Raw genomic sequence first — 21,054 nt, forward strand, 5'->3', positions numbered from 1 at the left:
CTCGGCCGAGTTTCGTCCCGCAGAGAGTAACGGAGCGCAGGCAACCGCCATGCCGCATTCGCCCCGCGTCACCGTCTCGTGAGGCCACCGCAGCGTGACGGGGACGGGTCAGAGCTCGACGCCGGCGGTCACCATGACGCGCGACCCGCGTAGACCTCGGACCGCCGCAACGCGACGGCGACCGGTCAGAGCTCGACGCCGGCGGCCACCATGACGCGCGACCCGCGTAGACCTCGGACCGCCGCAACGCGACGGCGACCGGTCAGAGCTCGACGCCGGCGACCACCATGACGCGGGGCTCGGTGTAGTCCTCCATGGCGCTCGCGATGCCCTCCCGGCCCACGCCGCTGCCCTTCACGCCTCCGTAGGGCATCTGGTCCGCCCGGTAGGAAGGCACGTCGCCCACGATCACGCCGCCGACCTGTAGCCGGCGGTGTGCCGCGAAGGCCGTCCGGATGTCATGGGTGAAGACGCCGGCCTGCAACCCATAGGCGGAGTCGTTGATCGCGGTGAAGCCGGCCTCGTCGGACGGGACCTCGGAGACCACCACGACCGGTCCGAAGACCTCCTCGGCGACCACCTTGGCACCGGCGGGGACCCCGGTCAGGAGCGTCGGCGGATAGGTGGCGCCGTCACGCTTGCCGCCGGTCACCACCGTGGCCCCGGCCGCCACCGCCTCGTCGACCCAGGACTCGACGCGCCGGGCCGCCTCCTCGTTGATCATCGGCCCGACCTCGACGGACGGGTCCGCCGGGTCACCGGTGCGCAGCGCCTCCATCTCTCTCGTGAGCCGGGAAAGCAGATCCAGGCCCCGGTGCACATACACGCGCTGGACCGCGATGCAGCTCTGGCCGGCCTGGTAGGTGCCGAAGGTGGCGATGCGCCCGGCGGCCCAGTCGAGGTCGTCGTCGCCGCCGTAGTCACCGCAGACCAGCACCGCCGCGTTGCCGCCGAGCTCCAGGGTGACGTGCTTCTCCGGGGCGGCGCGCCGGATCTGCGCGCCGACCGGACCCGAGCCGGTGAACGACACGACGGGCAACCGGGGGTCCGCGACCAACCCCGCGGCGCGGTCGTTGGGGAGCGGAAGCACGGAGAACATTCCGGCCGGCAGGGCGGTCTCGGCGAGGATCGAGCCCAGCAGCAGCGCGGTCAGCGGGGTGGCCGGCGCAGGCTTGAGCACGATCGGCGCGCCCACCGCGAGCGCCGGGGCGACCTTGTGGGCGACCAGGTTCAGCGGGAAGTTGAACGGTGAGATGCCCAGCACCGGGCCGCGCGGGACACGCTTGACCACCGCGATCCGACCGGCTCCGCCGGGGTCGGTGTCGAGGCGCTGCAGGCCACCGGCGAACCGGCGGGCCTCCTCGGCGGCCCAGCGGAACACCGACACCGCCCGGTCGGCCTCCACCAGTGCCCACTTCACCGGCTTGCCGTTCTCGGCGGTGATCAGCTCGGCGATCTCCTGTCGGCGCTCGGCGAGCCGGCGCGAGACGTGGTCGAGCGCGGCGGCACGCACATGGGCGGGCAGCGCCGCGGCCTCCTCGGCGACGCCCGCCGCCGCGGCGACCGCGGCTTCGATCTGGTCGTCCCCGGCCCAGGTGGTGCGCCCGACCGTGCGGCCGTCCCAGGGCGAGGTCACCGTCACCTCTCCGGCGCCGTGCGCCGCAGCGCCTGCCACATAGAAGGGCGTCCCTGCGCCCGGGAAAGCTGTCGCGTCCACGTCGCCAAGCCTATGCCTGTGGCGGGCGCCCGCGTGGCGCCTGTGGACAGCGCTCGCCGTTGTCCACAGGGCGCGCACTCGCGGTTGTCCCCGGGCCTGGCGAGGGCCACGATGTGGGGCAAGGAGGTGCGCAGATGTCCAATCCCTGGCTCGCGCTCGACCTCGGCGCCGATCCGGCGCAGCGGATCACCGAGGTCGGCCGCGCCCATGAGCGTTTCGTGACCGGGGAGCAGTTCGGAGAACGCTCTTTCGGCCGCGTGCGCCCGTTGGTCGCCGACTCGTGGCGGCGGACGGCCGCCGCCCGGCTCAGTCCGGACGCCACCGCGCCCATCGAGCTGAGCGACGGGGAGCTGGAGGCCTACCGAGCCACGCATCCCCTGTCCCTGGTGCTGCCGCTCTTCCGGGACCTGCTCGGCGGCCTCGCCGACGACGGCGATCACCTCATGGCGGTCTGTGACGCGCATGGCCGGCTGCTCTACGTCGAGGGCCACGGCAGCGCGCTGCGCCGGGCCGAATCGATGAACTTCGTGCCCGGTGCGCGCTGGGACGAGGCGCACGCCGGCACCAACGCGCCGGGCACCGCGCTGGCCGTCGACCACCCGCTGCAGATCTTCGCCACCGAGCACTTCAGCCGGGGCGTGCAGCGCTGGACGTGCGCGGCGGCGCCGATCCACGACCCGGCGACCGGCACGCTGCTCGGCGCGATCGACGTGACCGGCGGCGATCACCTGGCCAACCCGCACAGTTTGGCGCTGGTCCGAGCCACCGCGCTCGCCGCCGAGGCCGTTCTCCGCAGCGGTGCGCCACGCTCCGCCACCGGCCTCGGCGCCGACATGACCACCGGCGCCAGCATGAGCGGCGCTGGCGGCACCGGTGTCGGCACCGGCATGAGCAGCAACGCCAGCATGACCGGCGGCGGCACCGGTATCCGCGCCGGTACGAGCATCGGCCCCGGCATGAGCGGCAGCAGAAACGTCGGCGCCAGCACGGGTGGCGGCGCCAGCATGAGTGGCGGCGCCAGCATGAGCGGCGGCGCCAGCATGAGCGGCGGCGCCAGCATGAGCGGCGGCGCCAGCATGAGCGGCGGCGCCAGCATGAGCGGCGGCGCCAGCATGAGCGGCGGCGGCACTGGTGTCCGCGCCGGTACGAACATCGGCTCCGGCATGAGCGGCGGCCCCGGATCAAGCTCCGGCGCCGGCATGGGCGGCGGCGCCGGTACCACCACGGTGTCCGTGCTCGGGCGCGAAGACGCCGCGGTGACGGTCGGGGGGCGCAAGCTGCGGCTCGGCCGCCGGCATTCGGAGCTGGTCTGCCTGCTTCTGGTCCACCCCGACGGGCGTACGGGAGATCAATTGGGTTTCGATCTCTACGCCGACGACCTCAATCCCGTGACGGTACGCGCGGAGCTGTCCCGTCTGCGCCGCATCCTCGGGCCGCGGGTGCTCGACTCGCGCCCCTACCGGTTGTGCGGCGAGACGTCGGCCGACTTCCTCGACCTGACCCGGCTGCTGGACCAGGGGCGCGTCGGTGAGGCGCTCGCCGCCTATCCGGGACCGCTGCTGCCATCGTCGGATGCGCCCGGCGTGATCCGGTTGCGTCATCTGATCGACTCCCGGCTGCGCACGGCGATCCTCGCCGCCGGGGACCACCGGCTGATCCAGAACTGGCTGGCCACGGCCTGGGGAGCCGACGACCTCGAGATGTGGGAGGCCTACGCGGCCACGCTCCCCCAGGGTTCCCCGGCCCGCCTTCTCGCCGCCCATCGGACGGCCTCGCTCGCCGCGGAGTACGGCATTGCAACGTCCATGCAACGTCTCCCTCACTAGCGTCCGCCGTGTCCACCACGGATACGGAGGTCGTGCGCCATGACTGTCTATTCCCCGCCCGGTTCCGACGGCGCGATCGTCGCCTATGAGTCCCGGTATGACCACTGGATCGGCGGCGAGTACGTGCCGCCCGTCAAGGGCCAATACTTTTCGAATCCCTCCCCGGTGACCGGGCAGACCTTCTGCGAGATCGCCCGGGGTACCGCCGACGACGTCGAACGGGCGCTCGACGCCGCGCACGCCGCGGCCGGCGCCTGGGGTCGCACGCCGGCCGCCGAACGGGCGAACATCCTGAACAAGATCGCCGACCGGATGGAGGCGAACCTGGAACCCCTGGCCGTCGCCGAGACCTGGGAGAACGGCAAGCCGGTCCGCGAGACCCTGGCCGCCGACATCCCGCTGGCGATCGACCACTTCCGCTACTTCGCCGGGGCGCTGCGGGCGCAGGAGGGCACGCTCAGCGAGATCGACGACGACACCGTCGCCTACCACTTCCACGAGCCGCTCGGCGTGGTCGCGCAGATCATCCCGTGGAACTTCCCGATCCTGATGGCCGTCTGGAAGCTCGCGCCCGCGCTCGCCGCCGGGAACGCCGTCGTGCTCAAGCCCGCCGAGCAGACGCCGGCCTCGATCCACTACCTGATGGCGCTGATCGCCGATCTGCTGCCGCCGGGCGTGGTGAACATCGTCAACGGCTTCGGCGTGGAGGCGGGCAAGCCTCTGGCGTCGTCCCCGCGGGTCGCCAAGGTGGCGTTCACCGGCGAGACCACGACCGGACGTCTGATCATGCAGTACGCCTCCGAGAACATCATTCCCGTGACACTGGAGCTCGGCGGAAAGAGCCCGAACATCTTCTTCGACGACGTCAGCCGCGCCGACGACGACTTCATGGACAAGGCGCTCGAGGGCTTCACGATGTTCGCGCTGAACCAGGGCGAGGTCTGCACCTGTCCGTCGCGGGCGCTGATCCAGCAGGGCCACTACTCGGACTTCCTGGCCGCCGGGGTCAAGCGGGTCGAGAATCTGCGGCAGGGCAACCCGCTCGACACCGACACGCAGGTCGGCGCCCAGGCCTCGAACGACCAGTTGGAGAAGATTCTGTCCTATCTGGACATCGGCCGGCAGGAGGGCGCGAAGGTGCTCGCCGGCGGCTCCCGGGCGGACCTCGGTGGCGAGCTGTCCGGCGGCTACTACGTGCAGCCGACGATCTTCGAGGGCGCGAACACGATGCGCATCTTCCAGGAGGAGATCTTCGGCCCGGTGGTCTCGGTGACGTCGTTCTCCGACTACGAGGACGCCGTCAAGATCGCCAACGAGACCCTCTACGGCCTCGGCGCCGGCGTCTGGACGCGCGACATCAACCTGGCATACCGGGCCGGCCGCGAGATCCAGGCGGGTCGGGTGTGGACGAACTGCTACCACCTGTATCCGGCGCATGCCGCCTTCGGTGGATACAAGCAGTCGGGCATCGGCCGAGAGAACCACAAGATGATGCTCGACCACTACCAGCAGACGAAGAACCTGCTGATCAGCTACTCCCCCAAGGCCATGGGCTTCTTCTGATGGGTGCCCGGGTGGACGTGACCCCCGCGGCGGCCGAGCTGATCCGGTCGCTGCGGGAGCGGCACGGGCCGCTGATGTTCCACCAGTCCGGCGGCTGCTGCGACGGGAGCGCCCCGATGTGCTACCTCGACGGAGAGTTCCGTACGGGTGCCAGCGACGTCCTGCTGGAGGAACTGCGCATCGACGGCGTGGACGAGCCGGTGCGGTTCTGGATGAGCGCGGCCCAGTACGAGGCGTGGAAGCACACGCATCTCACCGTCGACGTGGTGCCGGGTCGCGGCAGCGGCTTCAGCCTGGAAGCGCCGGAGGGCGTGCGGTTTCTCATCCGCAGCCGCCTGCTTTCCTCCCCACCGCATACCGGAAGTGATTGACAAGTCGATAACCCCCGTCACGATTTCGGTACGGACGAGCCGCCGCGAGCACCGCGCCGGCTCGTCCGGCGTCCTCACCCAGCAGCACCGCGTCGGCTCCTCCGGCGTCCTCACCCAAGAGCGCCGCGCCAGCTCCTCCGGCACCCGAACCCAGCACCGCGCCGGCCCCTCCGGCGCCCGAACCCAGCACCGCGCCGGCCCCTCCGGCGCCCGAACCCAGCACCGCGCCGGCCCCTCCGGCGCCCGAACCCAGCACCGCGCCGGCCCCTCCGGCGTCCTCGCCCAGAAGCACGCCGCGGACGAGTGTGTGGTCGTCCGGCACCTCCCACGGCACCTCTACCAGGGCCTCCCGCACGTCGACGAGGCCGCCGTCGGTCAGCAGTTCCGCCAGCCCACCGGGCACCCGCAGGTCGCCGTCGGGCCGGGGAGGCCCGTCGTCCAGGGCACGTTCGACGGCGTCGAGATCGTTGCGGGCCGCTTCCGCCCAGTTCGCCACGGCCACGTACCCGCCGGGCACCGTCACCCGGGTCAACTCGGCCAGGGCGTCGTCGGTGTCCTCCGCGAACTGCAATGCGTTGAAGGAGGTGACGAGGTCGAAGGTCGCGTCGGCCCAGGGCAGTTTCTCCGCCCCGCCCCGCCGCACGTCCGGACTTCGCCGTCGGGCCAGTTCGACCATGCCGGGCGCGGGATCGATGCCGGCGGTCACCATGCCGCGGCGATCGCAGTAGGCCAGGAAGTCGCCACTGCCGCAGCCGACATCGAGGACACGCGTGCCGTGGCCGGCGTGGGTGGTGTCGAGGATCGCGCGCCAGGCGGGCTCGGCGAAGGTGCCCCACAGCTCGGCCCAGCCCTCGGCGACCGCGGACCAGCGGCTCGGATCGGCGCCGTTCACTTGTTCACCCTTCCTGTCGCTCCCCATTGGAGTCACCCGGGAGCGGATCGTCACCCATCGGGTGGGACATCTCCCCGAAGCGTGCCAGCCCTTCCCGCGCAGTGGCCGGGAGGTGTGCCGTCGCACCATAGTTGCTGTCCACGGCGGATTTCCGCATATGGACGGAGTGTGACGATGCGTACCCCCAAGGTGTTGGTGATCGTGATGGTGCTGATCGGACTGGCCGGATGCGGCACAGCCGGACGCGCCGGCCGAGAACCGGCAGGGGCCGCCGCCGGGGCGCAGCCATCCTCCTCGGTCTCGGCGCCGCCGGCTCCGGCATCGCCCCCCTCCTCCGGTCCGGCACCTTCCTCCCGCCCGGGCTCGCCGCCCGGGCCGGCCACGTCACCGGGCCCCACCGAGAAGGGCACGCCGGAACACGGCAAGGTGCACCACGGCGGCCCGGCGAACAGCCACATCAAGACGGGCGGGGCGGGGGTCGCGCTGACCTTCGACGACGGCCCGGACCCCGTGCAGACGCCGAGGCTGCTCGACCTGTTGAAGAAGAACGGTGTCAAGGCGACCTTCTGTCTGGTCGGCATGCAGGCGGCCGAGCATCCCGAGCTCGTACGGCGGATCGTCCGCGAGGGCCACGCGCTCTGCAACCACACCTGGCGGCACAACCTGACGCTGGGCAAGGAGAAGCCCGCGAAGATCCGTGCCGACCTGGAGAAGACGAACAACGCCATCCGCGCTGCCGTGCCCGACGCGCCGATCAAGTACATGCGGGCGCCGGGTGGCAACTTCACCCCCCGCTTCGTGACCGAGGCGTCCCGCCTGGGCATGACGTCGATCTACTGGCAGGTGGATCCCCGCGACTGGGAACACCACGGCGAATCCTCCGGCGAGCACCAGGCGAAGATCATCCGTGAGGTGAAGCGGCACGTCGGCAAGGGCTCGATCGTGCTCTCGCACGACAACGCGCAGCCGGACACCATCGCCGCCTACGCCTCACTCCTGCCGTGGCTGAAGAAGCGTTACCAACTGATTGCCCTGCCCTGAGGGCAGACAAGCGCCGGGACGGCAACAAGCGCGACGGTCACCCTGCCACGCGAGGACATGCGACCGGCGACAAGCGCCGGGACGGCGGTCAGTGTGACGGCGGGACGGCGGTCAGTGTGACGGCGGGATGACGCGCAGGTGGCCGCGGCGGCCGGTCTGGTGGCCGGGGAGGTTGTCGTGCTCCTCCGGGCGCGGCGGCGGGGCCGGACGGGCCGCCTCGCGCACGGCGTCCGCCAGCGCGACGAGATCGTCCGTCGTGGGCGGCGGGGGCGCGAAGTCCCCGTCGTGTCGGACCAGTTCCCAGCCACGCGGCGCGGTGAGGCTGCGGGCGTGCGGTTCGCAGAGGTCGTACGTGTGCGGCTCGGCGAAAGCGGCCAGCGGGCCTACCACGGCCGTGGAGTCGCTGTAGACGTAGGTCAGGGTGGCGACCGCCTGTCGGGGACAGCCGTTCCGGGAGCAGCGCCGTGGGGACCTCACGGCGGCACGTTATCTCTAAGCGCGCTCGCACGGGGCCGATGGTGCCGCGACACGCCGACCCACCATGCATCACGATTTCGACATGGCGCACCGACACGCCGTCCCAATGGGGCGAATTCCCGGTGACGAAACGCGGCCGACACAGCCTGACCACGTACGACGCATTTCGCGGGCTAGGCTGGTCACGTGACCACCAGTCCCGACCGCCGCCGGGCCGGATCCGATCCCGGCCGGTCCACGCGTACGCCCGGACCCGGCCGCCCCGCCCGCCGTGACCGGCACGGGCGCGGGCTCCGCGGTCGGCTCGTCCCCGCCACCGTGCCACTGGCCCGGACCAAGGCGGAGATCTTCGACGATCTCGTGCTCGACACGGTCGAGAGCCTGGAGCGCCGGTACGCCAAGGAGCTGGCCGGCGTGGAGTTCGCGGTCGAGGACGTCCCGCCGGATCTCAACGTCTACGACTCCGACGTGCTCGAGGACGGCGAGGTGCCACTGGCCCGCCTGCTGCCGGGCCGGCCCGGTCGTCAGGAGCTACCGCCGCGGATCGTGCTCTACCGGCGGCCGCTGGAATTCCGCGCGATGGACCGCGAGGACCTCGCCGACCTCGTCCACGATGTGATCATCGAGCAGGTCGCCAACCTGCTCGGCGTCGATCCCGACGAACTCTCGTAGGACGGCCCCCCGGCGTCCGCGCGAGAGCCGGCGGTCACGCCACCCGGCGCTTGAGCTTGCGGCGCTCCCGCTCGGAGAGCCCGCCCCAGATGCCGAAGCGCTCGTCATGACCGAGGGCGTATTCGAGGCATTCCGCTTTGACGTCGCAGCGGCCGCAGATGCGCTTCGCCTCGCGCGTCGAGCCGCCCTTCTCCGGGAAAAATGCCTCTGGATCGGTCTGCGAGCACAGCGCCCGCTCCTGCCACTCGGGCGCGTCCCCGAGCAGGTCTACTCCTTCTACCTGCGCTTCCATCGGCGTGCCTCCTTTTCCGCGCCGACAGTGATGCCGGCGCTGACCCCCCACGCACGCGGCGTGTTTCTTGCGGAAAACAGGCGATTCGCGGCGCTTCTTTCCCACAACCCCACCGAAATTACACGCGTGTAAGACGTGCGTCGTCAAGCCGAACCTGATAAATAGGCCCGTTTCCCCGAGGCGCCGACGCCGCCTCACGGTCCCGTTCCAGCCCTATCTCTCAGAGCCGCCGGAAGGTAACGCTCAGTCGGCGCGTCGCGTCCAAATTACCCCAATTTGTAACCTTGCCGCCGACCAAGGCTGCGGATGGGTGCCGAAAACCGCGAGGGAGGGACGAGATCGAGCCCACATTGTCCGGATGCCGGCCGCCTGCGCCGGCGGCCTGCCGCCGGTCCGGGCTTCCCGGGCCGTGGTGGACACTGCGCTAGTGGCGACCGTAGACGGTCGTGCGCTGCACCGCGGGCCGCCCGGCCGCCGCGGCCAGCTCCTTCAGCTCCGTGACCGTCCGCGCCGAGCCGTGCTCCGAGCCCGCCATCCGGGAGATGGTCTCCTCCATCAGCGTCCCGCCGAGGTCGTTGCACCCGCCGTTGAGCATCGCGATCGTGCCCTCGTCGCCCAGCTTCACCCACGAGCACTGGATGTTGTCGATGCGCCCGTGCAGCAGGATCCGAGCCATCGCGTGCACGGCCCTGTTCTCGCGCGGGGTCGGGCCCGGGCGGGCGATTCCCGCCAGGTAGATGGGCGCGTTCGTGTGGATGAACGGCAGGGCCACGAACTCGGTGAAGCCACCGGTGACGTCCTGCACTCCGGCCAGCACCCGGAAGTGACCCAGCCACTGGCGGGGGTGGTCGACGTGGCCGTACATCATGGTGGAGCTGGAGCGGATGCCGACCTGGTGCGCCGTGGTCACCACGTCGACCCAGGTGGCGGCGGGCAGCTTGCCCTTGGTCAGCACCCAGCGCACGTCGTCGTCGAGGATCTCCGCCGCCGTGCCCGGGATCGTGTCGAGGCCGGCGTCGCGAAGCTCGATGAGCCAGTCCCGCACCGGCACGCCCGCCTTGGCCGCCCCGGTGACGATCTCCATCGGAGAGAACGCGTGGACGTGCATGCCTGGCACCCGCTGCTTCACCGCCCGCACCAGGTCCGCGTACGCGGTGATCGGCATCTTGGGGTCGATGCCGCCCTGCATGCAGACCTCGGTGGCACCGTCGCGCCACGCCTCCTCGGCCCGGTCGGCGACCTGCTCGACCGACAGCCGGTACGCGTCCGCGTCCCGTTCGCGCTGGGCGAAGGCGCAGAACCGGCACCCGACGTAGCAGACGTTGGAGAAGTTGATGTTGCGGTTCACGACGTACGTGACGTCGTCGCCGTTGACCTCCCGGCGCAGGTCGTCGGCGATGCGGGCGAGCTCGTCCAGTGCGGACCCCTCGGCGTGGAACAGGGCCACCGCCTTGTCCTCGTGCTCCGGCAGCAACAACGCGGCAGGGGTCTCGGCGGCCAGCTTGAGACCGGCCAGCACGTCGCTCCCGATCCGCTCACCCGCGCCACGGGGAGAGGGAGCGGCGGAGATGTGGGACGCGACCTCGGCCCAGTCGCCGTAGACGGAGTCGAAGTCGCCGCGGCGGTCGCCCGTGCGGCCCTCGGTGTCGATCGTCGCGAAGAGATCGGTGCGGCCCGACGCGTACGCCTCGTCCGGCTCCTGCCACGGCAGGCCGGACGGCATCGCGTCCTCCCGGGCGAGGCCGTCCGGGTCGGCGAGCGCGGCGACGTGGGCGGCGAGCCGCGGGTCGAGCCAGCCCTCGGTGCCCCGGCGCAGATACTCGGGGTAGATGGTCAGCCGCTCGCGCAGCGTGAAGCCGGACGCCGCCGACATCGCGCGGAGCAGCTCGATCTGCGGCCACGGACTTTCCGGGTTGACATGGTCGGGGGTGACCGGCGAGACGCCACCCCAGTCGTCGATGCCGGCGCGCAGCAGCAGGTCGTACTCGCCGGCGATGAGGTTGGGCGGCGCCTGGAGGCGGGCGCGCGGACCCATGATGACGCGGGCCACCGCCACGGTCGCGGCGAGCTCGCGCAGCTCGGCGTCCGGCATGCCGCGCATCGCCGTGTCCGGCTTGGCGCGGAAGTTCTGGATGATGACTTCCTGGATGTGGCCGTACTCGCGGGCGGTGCGGCGCATCGCGAAGATGGCGTCGGCGCGCTCGGCCCGGGTCTCACCGATGCCGATCAGGATGCCGGTGGTGAACGGCACGCCGACCCGGCCGGCGTCGTCGAGCACGCGCAGGCGCACCGCCGGCTCCTTGTCCGGCGAGCCGAAGTGCGGGCCACCGGGCTCGGACCAGAGCCGCGTCGCCGTCGTCTCCAGCATCATCCCCATGCTGGGCGCGACCGGCTTGAGCCGCTGCAGGTCGGCCCAGCCGAGCACGCCCGGGTTGAGGTGCGGCAGCAGGCCGGTCTCCTCGAGCACGGCGATGGCGCAGGAGCGGACGTAGTCCAGGGTCGAGTCGTAGCCGCGCTCGTCGAGCCACTTGCGGGCCGCGGGCCAGCGGTCCTCGGGCCGGTCCCCCAGCGTGAAGAGCGCCTCCTTGCAGCCCTGCGCGGCGCCCTCCCGGGCGATGGCCAGCACCTCGTCACGCTCGAGGAAGGCCGCGGGCAGCCGGTGCGGCACCGTCGCGAAGGTGCAGTAGTGGCACCGGTCCCGGCACAGGCGGGTCAGCGGGACGAAGACCTTCTTCGAGTACGTGACCACGCCCGGGCGCCCGGCCTCCCGCAGCCCCGCGTCCCGCACGCCACCCGCGATCGTCAGCAGGTCGTCGAGCAGGGCACCCTCCGCCGCGAGCAGGGCCGTCGCCTCGTCGGCGTCGATCGCCTTGCCGTCGGCGGCACGCTTGAGCGCGCGGCGGATGCTGGCTTCGGTCGGCGGGATGTCCACTGCTACCACCCGTGCAGCCTAGGCCGGAACGAGGTCGACTGTCCCGGAGGAGACAGTGGTCTGGAACACGCTGCTCATGGGGTGCGGTTCGGGTCCTCGCCGACGATCTGGGTGCGGTCGTCGGCGGTGTCGCGCGCCGCAATGGTCTGCGTCGGGTCGGAGAGGCCAGGCCCGGGCTGCGCCGGCGGCGCAGAAGCCGGCGGCGCAGAAGCCGGCGGCGCAGAAGCCGGCGGCGCGGACGAGCCGGGCGCAGGCTGGGCCTGCGGATGCGCGGCGGTCGGCTGACCCCACCCTGACGGCTGGCCCCAGGCCTGCTGCTGGGCCCCCGGGTAAGGCTGACCCGGCTGGGGCTGACCCGGGTACGGCTGACCGGGGTAAGGCTGGCCCGGGTGAGGCTGGCCCGGGTGCGGCTGGCCGGGCGGAGCGAAACCGGGCTGCGGCTGCTGACCCCACTGTTGTGGGGGCTGGCCGTACATTCCGGGCTGCGGTGCGGGCTTCGGCGTGTGGAAGAGCGCGCGCCAGATCGAGAAGACCGCGTACGCCGCCACCGCGAAGACGGCGAGCCACGCCACCCGTACCAGCAGCTCCTCGAAGGCCACCCGCACGCTGAAGCCGGCGAGCTTGACGATGGCGATCAGGAAACCGAAGAGGACCGCGAAGAACGCGGCCACCGCATATTCCACGAGCGCCACGACGGTGATCAGCCGCGCGTTGCGGTGCCGGGGCGTGACCAGGGTCGCCAGCAGCACCGCCGCCAGTGGCAGCAGGATCGTCTCGACGTTGATGTAGCTGTAGAAGCTGTTCTGGGCCCGGGTGAGGAAGTCCTGTCCCACGCCGGACGGGACCAACCGGATGATCGCCACGAAGAGCCACACGGCGGGCGCGGCGACGAGGGCGTAGGCGGCCAGGTCGCGCAGCGGCCGGAGCACCGGCAGGACCGGGCGGGCCGGCTCGGGCTGCGGCGGCGGGGTGCTGGTCACAGCGGCTCTCCTCACAGGGGATCGGGGCAGTCGGCTCAGCGTAGACCCGAAACGCAGATCACACCCGCGACCCGGGCGCCGCGGATCGGTGCACCGTACGCGAGGATGGTCGGATGCGGATCGTGGTCCTGACCGGGGGGATCGGCGGCGCCCGGTTCCTGAGGGGCGTGCGCGCACACGCGCAGGCCATCGGCGCCGAGGTCACGGCGGTGGTGAATGTGGGCGACGACGTGCGCCTGCACGGCCTGCAGATCTGCCCCGACCTCGACAGCGTCATGTACACGCTGGGCGGCGCGGCCGACCCCGAGCGCGGCTGGGGGCGGGTCGGCGAGAGCTGGGTGATCAAGGAGGAGCTGGCGAAGTACGGCGCCGAGCCGGGCTGGTTCGGCCTCGGCGACAAGGACGTCGCCACGCACCTCGTGCGGACCACCATGCTCAACGCCGGCTACCCGCTCTCCCAGGTGACCGCCGCGCTCTGCGACCGGTGGCAGCCGGGGATCACGCTGCTGCCCGCGACCGACGACCGGCTCGAGACCCATGTGGTCGTCGACGTCGACGGCGAGCGCAAGGCGATCCACTTCCAGGAGTGGTGGGTCCGCCACCGCGGGAACGTGCCGACGCACCGGTTCGTCTTCGTCGGCGCGGAGGCCGCGACACCCGCCGCCGGGGTGGTGGAGGCCATCGCGGGCGCCGATGTGGTGCTCGTGGCGCCGTCCAACCCCGTGGTGTCGATCGCGCCGATTCTGGCCGTACCCACGCTGAAGGAGGCCGTGGTGGACGGCCCGGCGCCGGTCGTCGGGGTGTCGCCGATCATCGGTGGCGCGCCGGTGCGGGGCATGGCCGACCGCTGCCTCGCCACGCTCGGCGTCGAGGTCAGCGCGGCCGGGGTGGGCGGCCTCTACGGCGCCCGGTCGGCGCAGGGCCTGCTCGACGGCTGGCTGGTGGACACGGCCGACGCCGGCGCCGAGGTGCCCGGTGTCCGCACGCGGGCGGTGCCGCTGTGGATGACGGACGAGGAGGCGACGACGGCGATGGTCGCTGCCGCTGTGGAGCTGGCAGGGTTGTCATGATGGATGGCCTGGAGATTCTGCCGGTGCGCGGCATCGGCGACGTGACGGCCGGGGACGACCTGGCCGAGCTGATCACCCGCGCCGCGCCCTGGCTGCGCGACGGCGACGTGCTCGTGGTGACCAGCAAGATCGTTTCCAAGGCGGAGGGCCGGCTGGTCGAGGTTCCCGCGGACGGGCCGGAACGCGAGGCCGCCCGCGCCGAGGTACTGGCGTCGGAGACCCGGCGTGTGGTGGCCCGGCGCGGCCCGACCGCGATCGTGCAGACCCACCACGGCTTCGTGATGGCGGCGGCCGGGATCGACGCGTCCAACGTCGACAAGACCCATCTCGTGCTGCTGCCGGAGTCGCCGGACGAATCGGCCCGGCGGCTGCGCGCGGCGTGCGCGGCGCGCGGGGTGCGGGTGGGGGTCATCGTCTCGGACACCATGGGCCGGGCCTGGCGCAACGGGCTCACCGACGTCGCGCTCGGCGCCGCGGGGATCGAGCCGTTCCGCGACCATCGCGGCGAGATCGACCCGTACGGCAACGAGCTGCAGCTCACCGAGATGGCGGTGATCGACGAGCTCGCGGCCGCCGGCGAGCTGGTGAAGGGCAAGTGCGACCAGGTGCCGGTCGCCGTCGTGCGCGGCTACCCGGGCGCCGGCGCGGCGGAGACCCCGGGCGCGGTCGTTCTGCTGCGCGACGCGGCCAGCGACATGTTCTCTCTGGGTACGGCCGAAGCACACGCCGAAGGGCTCCGCACGGCCGCCACCCTCCCGCAGACCGCGACGGACGCTCCGGCGGACGCCGAGGCGGTGCGGCGGGCGATCACCACGGCCGGCCTCGACGGCTCGGTGGCCGTGCCGTCGCCGCAGACCCTGCGCTGCACCGCCACGGACACCACGCCGGCCGGGCTGATGCGGTTCGGCGCGGACGTGCACCGGCTCCGCTCGGCGCTGGCGGCCGAGGGGCTCGCGTCCGCGGTGGCCTACGACGAGACCGGCGCCACCGTCGCCGTCTCGGCGGCGCAGTGAGCCTCTACGACGACGCCCACGGCGTCCTCACCGGCTGGCGGGCCACCTCGCCGCCCGCCGACGCCGCCCGCGCCCGCACGATCGACCTGCTCGGCGCCGGCCCGGTCGCGATGACCCGGGCACATCGGCCTGGGCACGTCACCGCCAGCACGCTCATCGTCGACGAGCGCCGCCGCGTGCTGCTCTGCCTGCACGGCCGGCTCGGCCTGTGGATGCAGGTGGGCGGGCACTGTGAGCCGGGCGATGCCTCACTGGCGGCGGCCGCGCTGCGCGAGGCGACCGAGGAGTCCGGGATCGCGGGCCTGCGTCTCGACCCGGAACCGATCGACGTCGAGGTGCACGCCGTGCGCTGCGCCCCGGCCGACGGGCGTCCGGCCGAGGCGTCCTGGCATCACGACGTCCGCTTCCTCGCGGTCTGCCCGCCGGGAGCCGTCGAGCAGGTCAGCGACGAGTCGGCGGAGCTGGGCTGGTTCGCCCCGGACGAGCTGCCGTCCCCGCTGGCGGACGGGGTCGTGCAACAGCTCGCCCCCGCCTTCGCCAGGCTGGATGACATCCGTCAGATGTAGCTGACCTCGCCCTTCTCTTTGAGGTCGTCGACGATCGTCTTGACCTCCTGGGCGCGGTCGCGCGGGCAGACCAGGACGGCGTCCGGGGTGTCGACCACGATCAGGTCGCGAACCCCGAGCACCGCGACCAGGCGGCCCGAGTTGGGGACCACCACGAGGTTCTCGGCCTCCCGCAGGATCACGCCCGGCTTCGCCAGCGCGCCCTGGCCGACGATCACGTTGCCCGCGTGGTCGGAGGCGAGCACCTCGCCGAGGGTGTGGAAGTCGCCGACGTCGTTCCAGCCGAAGTCGCCGGGGACCGTGCCGACCCGGCCGACCGCCGACGCACCCTCCATCACCGCGTAGTCGACCGAGATGCGCGGCAGGGTCGGCCACACCTCGCCGAGCACCTCCTCGCGGGCCGGGGAGTCCCAGGCCTGGGCGATCCGGGAGATGCCCGCGTGCAACTGCGGCTGCTGCCGGGCGAGCTCCGTGAGGAACACGTCGACGCGCCACACGAACATGCCCGCGTTCCACAGGTAGTTCCCGGAATTGACGTAGCCCTCGGCCACCTCGTACGACGGCTTCTCCTTGAACTCCTCGACCGCGAGGACGCCGTCGCCGACCGGGCCGCCGCACTGGACGTAGCCGTACCCGGTCTCGGGGCGCGTCGGCGTGATGCCGAGCGTCATCAGCAGGCCCTGCCGGGCGCCGGACATCGCCTTCTCGATCACCGCGACGAAGCGCTCGCCGTCGGCGATCAGGTGGTCGGCCGCGAAGGCGCCCATCACGGCCTCCGGGTCGCGGCGGGCGATCACGGCCGCGGCCAGGGCGATGGCCGCGCACGAGTCGCGCGGGGAGGGCTCGACGAGGATGTTCTCCTCCGGTACGGCGGTGAGCTGGCGTGACACTGCCGCCGCGTGGGCCACACCCGTCACGACATACACCTGGGCGTGGTCGGTCAGGGGCAGCAGGCGTTCCACGGTCGCCTGCAGCAGCGAGGCCTCGGTGCCGGTCAGTGGATGCAGAAACTTCGGGTGACCGGCGCGCGACAGCGGCCATAGGCGGGTTCCACTGCCACCTGCGGGAATGACGGCGTACAGCCCGCCCGAATTCTCACTCATGCGCACGCATTGTAACGAATGGTCACGCCGCCACTCGGTTCCACGTCGCGACGTGTACCTCGGCGCTGGACGCCCAGCTGAACTCCTTGGCCCGGTCGAAGCCCGCCTTGGCGAGGGTGAGCCGCCGGGGCTCGTCGTGCAGCAGATCGGCGAGGTCGGCCGCGATCCGGTCCGGGTCCTCCGTGGTGTACGCGACCGCGTCGCCCCCGACCTCGGGCAGGGACAGCCGCGGCGTGGTCAGCACCGGCGTGGCGCAGGCCATCGCCTCGAGGATCGGCAGGCCGAATCCCTCGCCGAAGGATGGGTAGCAGGCCACCAGCGCGCCGCCGAGGAAGCCGGGCAGGTCCGCATAGCGCAGGTATCCGGGGCGCAGCAGCCGCAGGTGCGACGGCACCTCCGCCACGGCGCGGTCGATGTCGTCGTCGTGGCCCTGACCGCCGGCGATGACGAGCGCCGGCGGATGCGGCCAGTCGGCGACCGCACGGGCCCAGCCGCGGATCAGGTTGGGCACGTTCTTGCGCGGCTCCTTGGCGCCGAGGAAGGCGACATAGCCGGTGTCGCCGAGGCCGAGCCGGGCCCGGACCCGCGCCTTCTCCTCATCGGTCGGCGCGTGGAACGCGGACTGGTCGACACCGTGGTAGGCCACGTCGATGTGCGTCGGGTCGGCGTCGAGCAGCCGGATCAGCTCGTCGCGGGTCGCCTTGCTGGGCACGATGACTCGGGCGGCGCGGCGCAGCGACGTCTTGATGGCGCTGCGGAAGAACGTCCGCTTGGTGTTGTCGTAGTGCTCCGGCTCGGTGAAGAAGGTCGCGTCGTGGACGGTGACCGTCACCGGGCAACCCGCCCGCAGCGGGCAGGTGTAGAAGGGCGAATGCAGCACCCGGGCGCCCACCTGCTGACCGAGCAGCGGCAGACCGGTCTGCTCCCAGGCGAGGCGCGCGGGGCGGTGCGCGACGGCGGACGGCCCGGCGATGACCTCGGCGCCCGGAAGCATGCGGGAGTAACGCTCCGCATCCGAACGCTGCGCCACGACGGCGAGATCGACCCGCTCGGATCCGATCGCGCCGAGGGCGCCCAACAGACCGTCGACGTATCTGCCCACGCCGCCTCGGTCGGCGGGGACGCTCGTGGCGTCGACGAGTACTCGGGGCGGGCGACCGGCGGTCACGTGGCAACTCCTCACATCTGTGGGCCAGACCACTGGCAAGGGTACGCCGCTCGATGGCTCACGTGTGGACCGCGACGCCCCCCGACATCTCTTAGTTATGAGCTCTTTCCCAGCTCGATCCGCGCCGACACCACCCGATCACTGTCAGTAATACGACTATCGTCAGGAGCGATGAACGAGACGATTCCGGCGGCCTTCGCGGCGGCGGTGCACGCGGACCCCACCACGCCCCTGCTCACCTGGTACGACGACACGACCGGCGACCGCACCGAGCTGTCCGGCGCCACGATGGACAACTGGGTGGCGAAGACGGCGAACCTGCTGGTCGACGGCGCCGGCCTCGGACCGGGCGACTCCGCTGCGGTGCTGCTGCCACCGCACTGGCAGACCGCGGCGATCCTGCTCGGAAGCTGGACGGCGGGGCCGGCCGTGCATCTGGGCCCCGACCCGCAAGCGGTGGACGTCGTGTTCGCGGGCCCGGCGACGGTCGAGGCGGCCGGCGCGTGGCCGGCAGGCGACCGCTACGCGACCGGCCTGCTGCCGCTCGCCATGCCGCTGCGCCCGCTCCCGGCCGGATTCGTGGACTACACGATCGAGGTACGCGGGCACGGCGACCGTTTCACGGCCTCCCAGCCGGTGACGCCCGACGACCCGGCGCTGGGCGCGACGAGCCACCGCGAGATCTCGGCGGCGGCCACGGCCCGCGCCCGCGAGCTCGGCATCGCGCCGGGCGCCCGGGTCCTGATCGACGCCGGGACCCACGCCGACCCGATGGACTGGCTCCTGGCGCCCCTCTACGCGGGAGCGAGCATCGTCCTGTGCGCGAGCCTGGACCCGGCGGTCGTCGAGAAGCGCGTGGCGGCGGAGCACGTCACCCTGACCCTCTGATCAGGCGTTGCGGCCCTTCGCGTAGTCCTCGAAGGCGGTGAGCGACTCCGGATTGGCCAGGGCGCCCTTGGCCGCCGCCCGGTCCGCCGGGGTGCCGGTGAGGATGCGCTTGACGGGCACCTCGAGCTTCTTGGCCGAGAGCGTGCGGGGCACCGCGCGTACCTGGTGGATCTCGTCGGGGACGTGCCGCGGCGACAGCGCAGCACGCAGCTCCCGCCGGATCCGGTCGCGCAGCGCGTCGTCCAGCTCGAGGCCCTCGGCGAGCACCACGAACAGCAACAGCTCGTCCTGCTCGTCGAGATGCACGACGACCGAGTCGGCGATCTCCTCGATGCCCTCCACCACCGAGTAGAACTCGGCGGTGCCCAGCCGCACGCCGCCCCGGTTCAGGGTGGCGTCGGACCGGCCGGTGATCACGCAGCTCCCGTCCTCGCCGACGGTGATCCAGTCGCCGTGCCGCCAGACGCCGGGGAACACGTCGAAGTACGCCTCGAAGTAGCGGCGGCCGTCCGTGTCGTTCCAGAAGCCCACCGGCATGCTCGGCATCGGGGCCGTGATGACCAGCTCACCGAGCTGGCCGATGACCGGCTTGCCCTCCGGGTCGTACGCCTCCACCCGCGAGCCGAGGGCCCGGCAGGAGATGACGCCCTCGACCACCGGCAGCAGCGGCGTCCCGCCGACGAAGCCGGTGCACACGTCGGTGCCGCCGGACAGCGACTGCAGTTGCGGGCGGTCGCCGAGCACCTCGTAGATCCAGCGGTAGCCCTCCGGCGGCAGCGGCGCGCCGGTCGAGCCCACCCCGCGGATGACGTTCGCCGGGGGCCGCACGCCGGCCTTGCGGCAGGCCAGGATGAACGGGGCGGACGTACCGAAATAGGTGACGTCGGCGTCGGCGGCGAGCCGCCAGAGCGCGCCCAGGTCGGGGTGGCCGGGGTTGCCGTCGAACAGCACGATGGCCGCGCCGACCGCGGGGGCCGAGACCAGGAAGTTCCACATCATCCAGCCGGTGGTGGTGAACCACAGGAAGCGGTCGCCGGGGCCGAGGTCGTGGTGCAGCGCCAGCATCTTCAGGTGCTCGAGCAGGATGCCGCCGTGGCCGTGCACGATCGGCTTCGGCAGGCCGGTGGTCCCGGAGGAGTAGAGCACGTAGAGCGGGTGGTCGAACGGCACCGCGGCGAAGGTCAGCGGGTCGTCGCCGTCCAGGGTGTCCCAGTCGCCCCCGGCGCCCAGGTACGGAATCGTGATCAGGTGCTCGACGCTGGGCAGCGCGGCGTGGATCGCGGCGACCTCGGCACGCCGGTCGATCGCCTTGTCGCCGTAGCGGTAGCCGTCGACGGCGACCAGGACCCGCGGCTCGATCTGCGTCCACCGGTCGATCACGCTGCGCGAGCCGAACTCCGGGGCGCAGGAGGAGAAGATCGCGCCGAGGCTCGCCGTGGCCAGCATGAGCACGTACGTCTCGGGGATGTTGGGCGCGTAGGCCGCCACCCGGTCTCCGGCGCCGACGCCGAGCCGGCGCAGCCCGGCAGCGACCTTGCGGACCTGCTCGCGCAGCTCGCGGGCGGTGAGGATGACGGGCTCGCGGGTCTGCGAGTACGCGAGGACGACCGGCTCGTCGTCACCCAGCCCCGGCATCCGCAGCACGTGCTCCGCGTAGTTGAGGGTGGCACCGGGGAACCAGCGCGCCCCGGGCATCGCGGCATCGCCGAGGGCCGCTGTGGGCTCGCTGTGTGCGATGACCTCGAAGTAGTCCCAGATCGCCCGCCAGAAACCGGACAGATCGGTGACCGACCACTCCCACAGCCCGGCGTAGTCGGTGACCTCTACCCCGCGCTCGGTGCGCAGCCAGGTCATGAACCGGCCCATCCGGGAGGTCTCGAGAACGTCCGCCGGAGGCTCCCACAGCACTGTCATCTCGCCACCTTAACGTTCACTCAGCCGGGATCGCCCGGGCGTCCTGGATCGCTTTCCGGCGGGCGAGGCGGTGCTCGCGTCGGATGATCGCCTCGCGGAAGCGGCGCTCGTCGTCGGGCGACTCCGGCAGGACCGGCGGGGTCGGGCGCGGATGGCCGGATACGTCGACGCCGACGAACACGAGGTAGGCGGTCGCCACGGTGATCGGTTCGCCGCCGGCGGTGTCCCACCGCTCCGCGGACAGCCGTACGCCGACCTCCATCGAGGTGCTTCCGGTCCAGTTCACCTGCGCGTACGCGTGCACGAGATCGCCGACCCGCACCGGCTCGGCGAACACGATCTCGTCGATCGCCGCCGTGACCGCGGTGCCGCCGCTGTGCCGGGCCGCCGCCGCCCCGGCCACGTCGTCGACGAACTTCATCAGCACGCCGCCGTGCACCGTGCCGTACAGGTTGACGTCGACCGCGGTCATGATCCGGCTCAGCGTGACGCGCGAGTGCGAGGTGGGCAGCCCCACCGGCTGGTCACTCATGCCCGTTACGTTAGTTCCTCGCGATCGCCGCCGGCGG

18 protein-coding genes and 1 pseudogene are annotated in these 21,054 nt (G+C 72.1%); 9 read left to right on the plus strand and 10 right to left on the minus strand.

The window, feature by feature from the left end:
* Positions 1-262: 262 nt before the first annotated feature.
* On the minus strand, positions 263-1,717 hold the full coding sequence (locus EDD30_RS13910; protein WP_071810338.1) for an aldehyde dehydrogenase family protein: 1,455 nt from the start codon (positions 1,715-1,717) through the stop codon (positions 263-265).
* Positions 1,718-1,851: 134 nt separating this feature from the next.
* Between EDD30_RS13910 and EDD30_RS13915 the strand changes: the two are divergent.
* From EDD30_RS13915 to EDD30_RS13930, 3 genes and pseudogenes are all read left to right on the plus strand, one after another.
* Positions 1,852-2,523, plus strand: a pseudogene (locus EDD30_RS13915) (GAF domain-containing protein); the annotation flags it as partial.
* 1,059 nt (positions 2,524-3,582) lie between these two features.
* Entirely contained in the window at positions 3,583-5,106 is a 1,524-nt protein-coding gene (adh, locus tag EDD30_RS13925) for an aldehyde dehydrogenase (RefSeq protein WP_071809302.1), read from the plus strand.
* Positions 5,106-5,477: a DUF779 domain-containing protein gene (locus EDD30_RS13930; RefSeq protein ID WP_071809301.1), complete on the plus strand. Its 372-nt coding sequence runs from the start codon at positions 5,106-5,108 to the stop codon at positions 5,475-5,477. Before adh ends, EDD30_RS13930 begins: the two co-directional genes overlap by 1 nt.
* On the opposite strand, the gene EDD30_RS13935 is transcribed toward EDD30_RS13930, so the two are convergent.
* Entirely contained in the window at positions 5,428-6,369 is a 942-nt protein-coding gene (locus tag EDD30_RS13935) for a class I SAM-dependent methyltransferase (RefSeq protein ID WP_071809300.1), read from the minus strand. The genes EDD30_RS13930 and EDD30_RS13935 overlap by 50 nt on opposite strands.
* 174 nt (positions 6,370-6,543) lie before the next feature.
* Between EDD30_RS13935 and EDD30_RS13940 the strand changes: the two genes are divergently transcribed.
* Positions 6,544-7,410, plus strand: a complete 867-nt coding sequence (locus tag EDD30_RS13940) for a polysaccharide deacetylase family protein (protein ID WP_071809299.1) — start codon at positions 6,544-6,546, stop codon at positions 7,408-7,410.
* Between the two features lie 111 nt (positions 7,411-7,521).
* Here the strand turns inward: EDD30_RS13940 and EDD30_RS13945 are convergent, their stop codons facing one another.
* The gene (locus EDD30_RS13945) at positions 7,522-7,887 is read right to left on the minus strand and encodes a DUF3499 domain-containing protein (RefSeq protein WP_023358955.1); all 366 of its coding nucleotides are present in this window, start codon (positions 7,885-7,887) and stop codon (positions 7,522-7,524) included.
* 186 nt (positions 7,888-8,073) lie between these two features.
* On the opposite strand from EDD30_RS13945, the gene EDD30_RS13950 reads away from it, so the two are divergent.
* Complete coding sequence (locus tag EDD30_RS13950) at positions 8,074-8,559, plus strand: metallopeptidase family protein (protein ID WP_071809298.1); 486 nt, start codon at positions 8,074-8,076, stop codon at positions 8,557-8,559.
* A gap of 34 nt (positions 8,560-8,593) precedes the next feature.
* On the opposite strand, the gene EDD30_RS13955 is transcribed toward EDD30_RS13950, so the two are convergent.
* The 3 genes from EDD30_RS13955 to EDD30_RS13965 form a co-directional block, all read right to left on the minus strand.
* Positions 8,594-8,851 carry a WhiB family transcriptional regulator gene (locus EDD30_RS13955; protein WP_015619224.1) on the minus strand — a complete coding sequence of 86 codons (258 nt, stop codon included), beginning with the start codon at positions 8,849-8,851 and terminating at the stop codon, positions 8,594-8,596.
* A gap of 424 nt (positions 8,852-9,275) precedes the next feature.
* The gene (locus EDD30_RS13960; RefSeq protein WP_211278023.1) at positions 9,276-11,783 is read right to left on the minus strand and encodes a bifunctional FO biosynthesis protein CofGH; all 2,508 of its coding nucleotides are present in this window, start codon (positions 11,781-11,783) and stop codon (positions 9,276-9,278) included.
* Positions 11,784-11,857: 74 nt separating this feature from the next.
* Positions 11,858-12,763 carry a hypothetical protein gene (locus EDD30_RS13965; protein ID WP_071809296.1) on the minus strand — a complete coding sequence of 302 codons (906 nt, stop codon included), beginning with the start codon at positions 12,761-12,763 and terminating at the stop codon, positions 11,858-11,860.
* Between the two features lie 113 nt (positions 12,764-12,876).
* Here EDD30_RS13965 and cofD point away from each other — a divergent pair, with 113 nt between their 5' ends.
* From cofD to EDD30_RS13980, 3 genes are read left to right on the plus strand one after another with little or no spacing between them, the layout of a single operon-like run.
* Positions 12,877-13,833: a 2-phospho-L-lactate transferase gene (cofD, locus tag EDD30_RS13970; RefSeq protein WP_071809295.1), complete on the plus strand. Its 957-nt coding sequence runs from the start codon at positions 12,877-12,879 to the stop codon at positions 13,831-13,833.
* A complete protein-coding gene (locus tag EDD30_RS13975; RefSeq protein ID WP_084557600.1) occupies positions 13,830-14,846 on the plus strand; it encodes a coenzyme F420-0:L-glutamate ligase in 1,017 nt (338 codons plus the stop codon). The genes cofD and EDD30_RS13975 overlap by 4 nt, the downstream gene beginning before the upstream one ends.
* Positions 14,843-15,412 carry an NUDIX hydrolase gene (locus EDD30_RS13980; RefSeq protein WP_071809293.1) on the plus strand — a complete coding sequence of 190 codons (570 nt, stop codon included), beginning with the start codon at positions 14,843-14,845 and terminating at the stop codon, positions 15,410-15,412. Before EDD30_RS13975 ends, EDD30_RS13980 begins: the two co-directional genes overlap by 4 nt.
* On the opposite strand, the gene EDD30_RS13985 is transcribed toward EDD30_RS13980, so the two are convergent.
* Both EDD30_RS13985 and EDD30_RS13990 read right to left on the minus strand, forming a co-directional pair.
* Positions 15,403-16,515, minus strand: coding sequence for a mannose-1-phosphate guanylyltransferase (locus tag EDD30_RS13985; RefSeq protein WP_071809292.1), 1,113 nt, complete (start codon positions 16,513-16,515; stop codon positions 15,403-15,405). The two genes, EDD30_RS13980 and EDD30_RS13985, sit on opposite strands and share 10 nt — an antisense overlap.
* Before the next feature lie 22 nt (positions 16,516-16,537).
* Positions 16,538-17,683, minus strand: a complete 1,146-nt coding sequence (locus tag EDD30_RS13990; protein WP_071809291.1) for a glycosyltransferase family 4 protein — start codon at positions 17,681-17,683, stop codon at positions 16,538-16,540.
* Between the two features lie 171 nt (positions 17,684-17,854).
* On the opposite strand from EDD30_RS13990, the gene EDD30_RS13995 reads away from it, so the two are divergent.
* The gene (locus EDD30_RS13995; RefSeq protein WP_071809290.1) at positions 17,855-18,571 is read left to right on the plus strand and encodes a TIGR03089 family protein; all 717 of its coding nucleotides are present in this window, start codon (positions 17,855-17,857) and stop codon (positions 18,569-18,571) included.
* Here the strand turns inward: EDD30_RS13995 and EDD30_RS14000 are convergent, their stop codons facing one another.
* Together EDD30_RS14000 and EDD30_RS14005 are read right to left on the minus strand one after the other, a co-directional pair.
* Positions 18,572-20,485: an acetoacetate--CoA ligase gene (locus tag EDD30_RS14000; RefSeq protein ID WP_071809289.1), complete on the minus strand. Its 1,914-nt coding sequence runs from the start codon at positions 20,483-20,485 to the stop codon at positions 18,572-18,574. It lies immediately after the preceding gene.
* A gap of 16 nt (positions 20,486-20,501) precedes the next feature.
* Positions 20,502-21,017 (minus strand): acyl-CoA thioesterase, encoded by a 516-nt coding sequence (locus tag EDD30_RS14005; RefSeq protein WP_071809288.1) that lies wholly within the window; start codon positions 21,015-21,017, stop codon positions 20,502-20,504.
* Positions 21,018-21,054: the final 37 nt, after the last annotated feature.

Source organism: Couchioplanes caeruleus (assembly GCF_003751945.1).
GTDB classification, from domain to species: domain Bacteria; phylum Actinomycetota; class Actinomycetes; order Mycobacteriales; family Micromonosporaceae; genus Actinoplanes; species Actinoplanes caeruleus.

Coding starts and splice junctions, on each gene's coding strand:
- EDD30_RS13995 (WP_071809290.1), top strand. CDS start 17,855: ATGAACGAGACGATTCCGGCGGCCTTCGCGGCGGCGGTGCACGCGGAC.
- EDD30_RS13940 (WP_071809299.1), top strand. CDS start 6,544: ATGCGTACCCCCAAGGTGTTGGTGATCGTGATGGTGCTGATCGGACTG.
- EDD30_RS13985 (WP_071809292.1), bottom strand. CDS start 16,515: ATGAGTGAGAATTCGGGCGGGCTGTACGCCGTCATTCCCGCAGGTGGC.
- EDD30_RS13975 (WP_084557600.1), top strand. CDS start 13,830: ATGATGGATGGCCTGGAGATTCTGCCGGTGCGCGGCATCGGCGACGTG.
- EDD30_RS14000 (WP_071809289.1), bottom strand. CDS start 20,485: ATGACAGTGCTGTGGGAGCCTCCGGCGGACGTTCTCGAGACCTCCCGG.
- EDD30_RS13955 (WP_015619224.1), bottom strand. CDS start 8,851: ATGGAAGCGCAGGTAGAAGGAGTAGACCTGCTCGGGGACGCGCCCGAG.
- adh (WP_071809302.1), top strand. CDS start 3,583: ATGACTGTCTATTCCCCGCCCGGTTCCGACGGCGCGATCGTCGCCTAT.
- EDD30_RS14005 (WP_071809288.1), bottom strand. CDS start 21,017: ATGAGTGACCAGCCGGTGGGGCTGCCCACCTCGCACTCGCGCGTCACG.
- EDD30_RS13930 (WP_071809301.1), top strand. CDS start 5,106: ATGGGTGCCCGGGTGGACGTGACCCCCGCGGCGGCCGAGCTGATCCGG.
- cofD (WP_071809295.1), top strand. CDS start 12,877: ATGCGGATCGTGGTCCTGACCGGGGGGATCGGCGGCGCCCGGTTCCTG.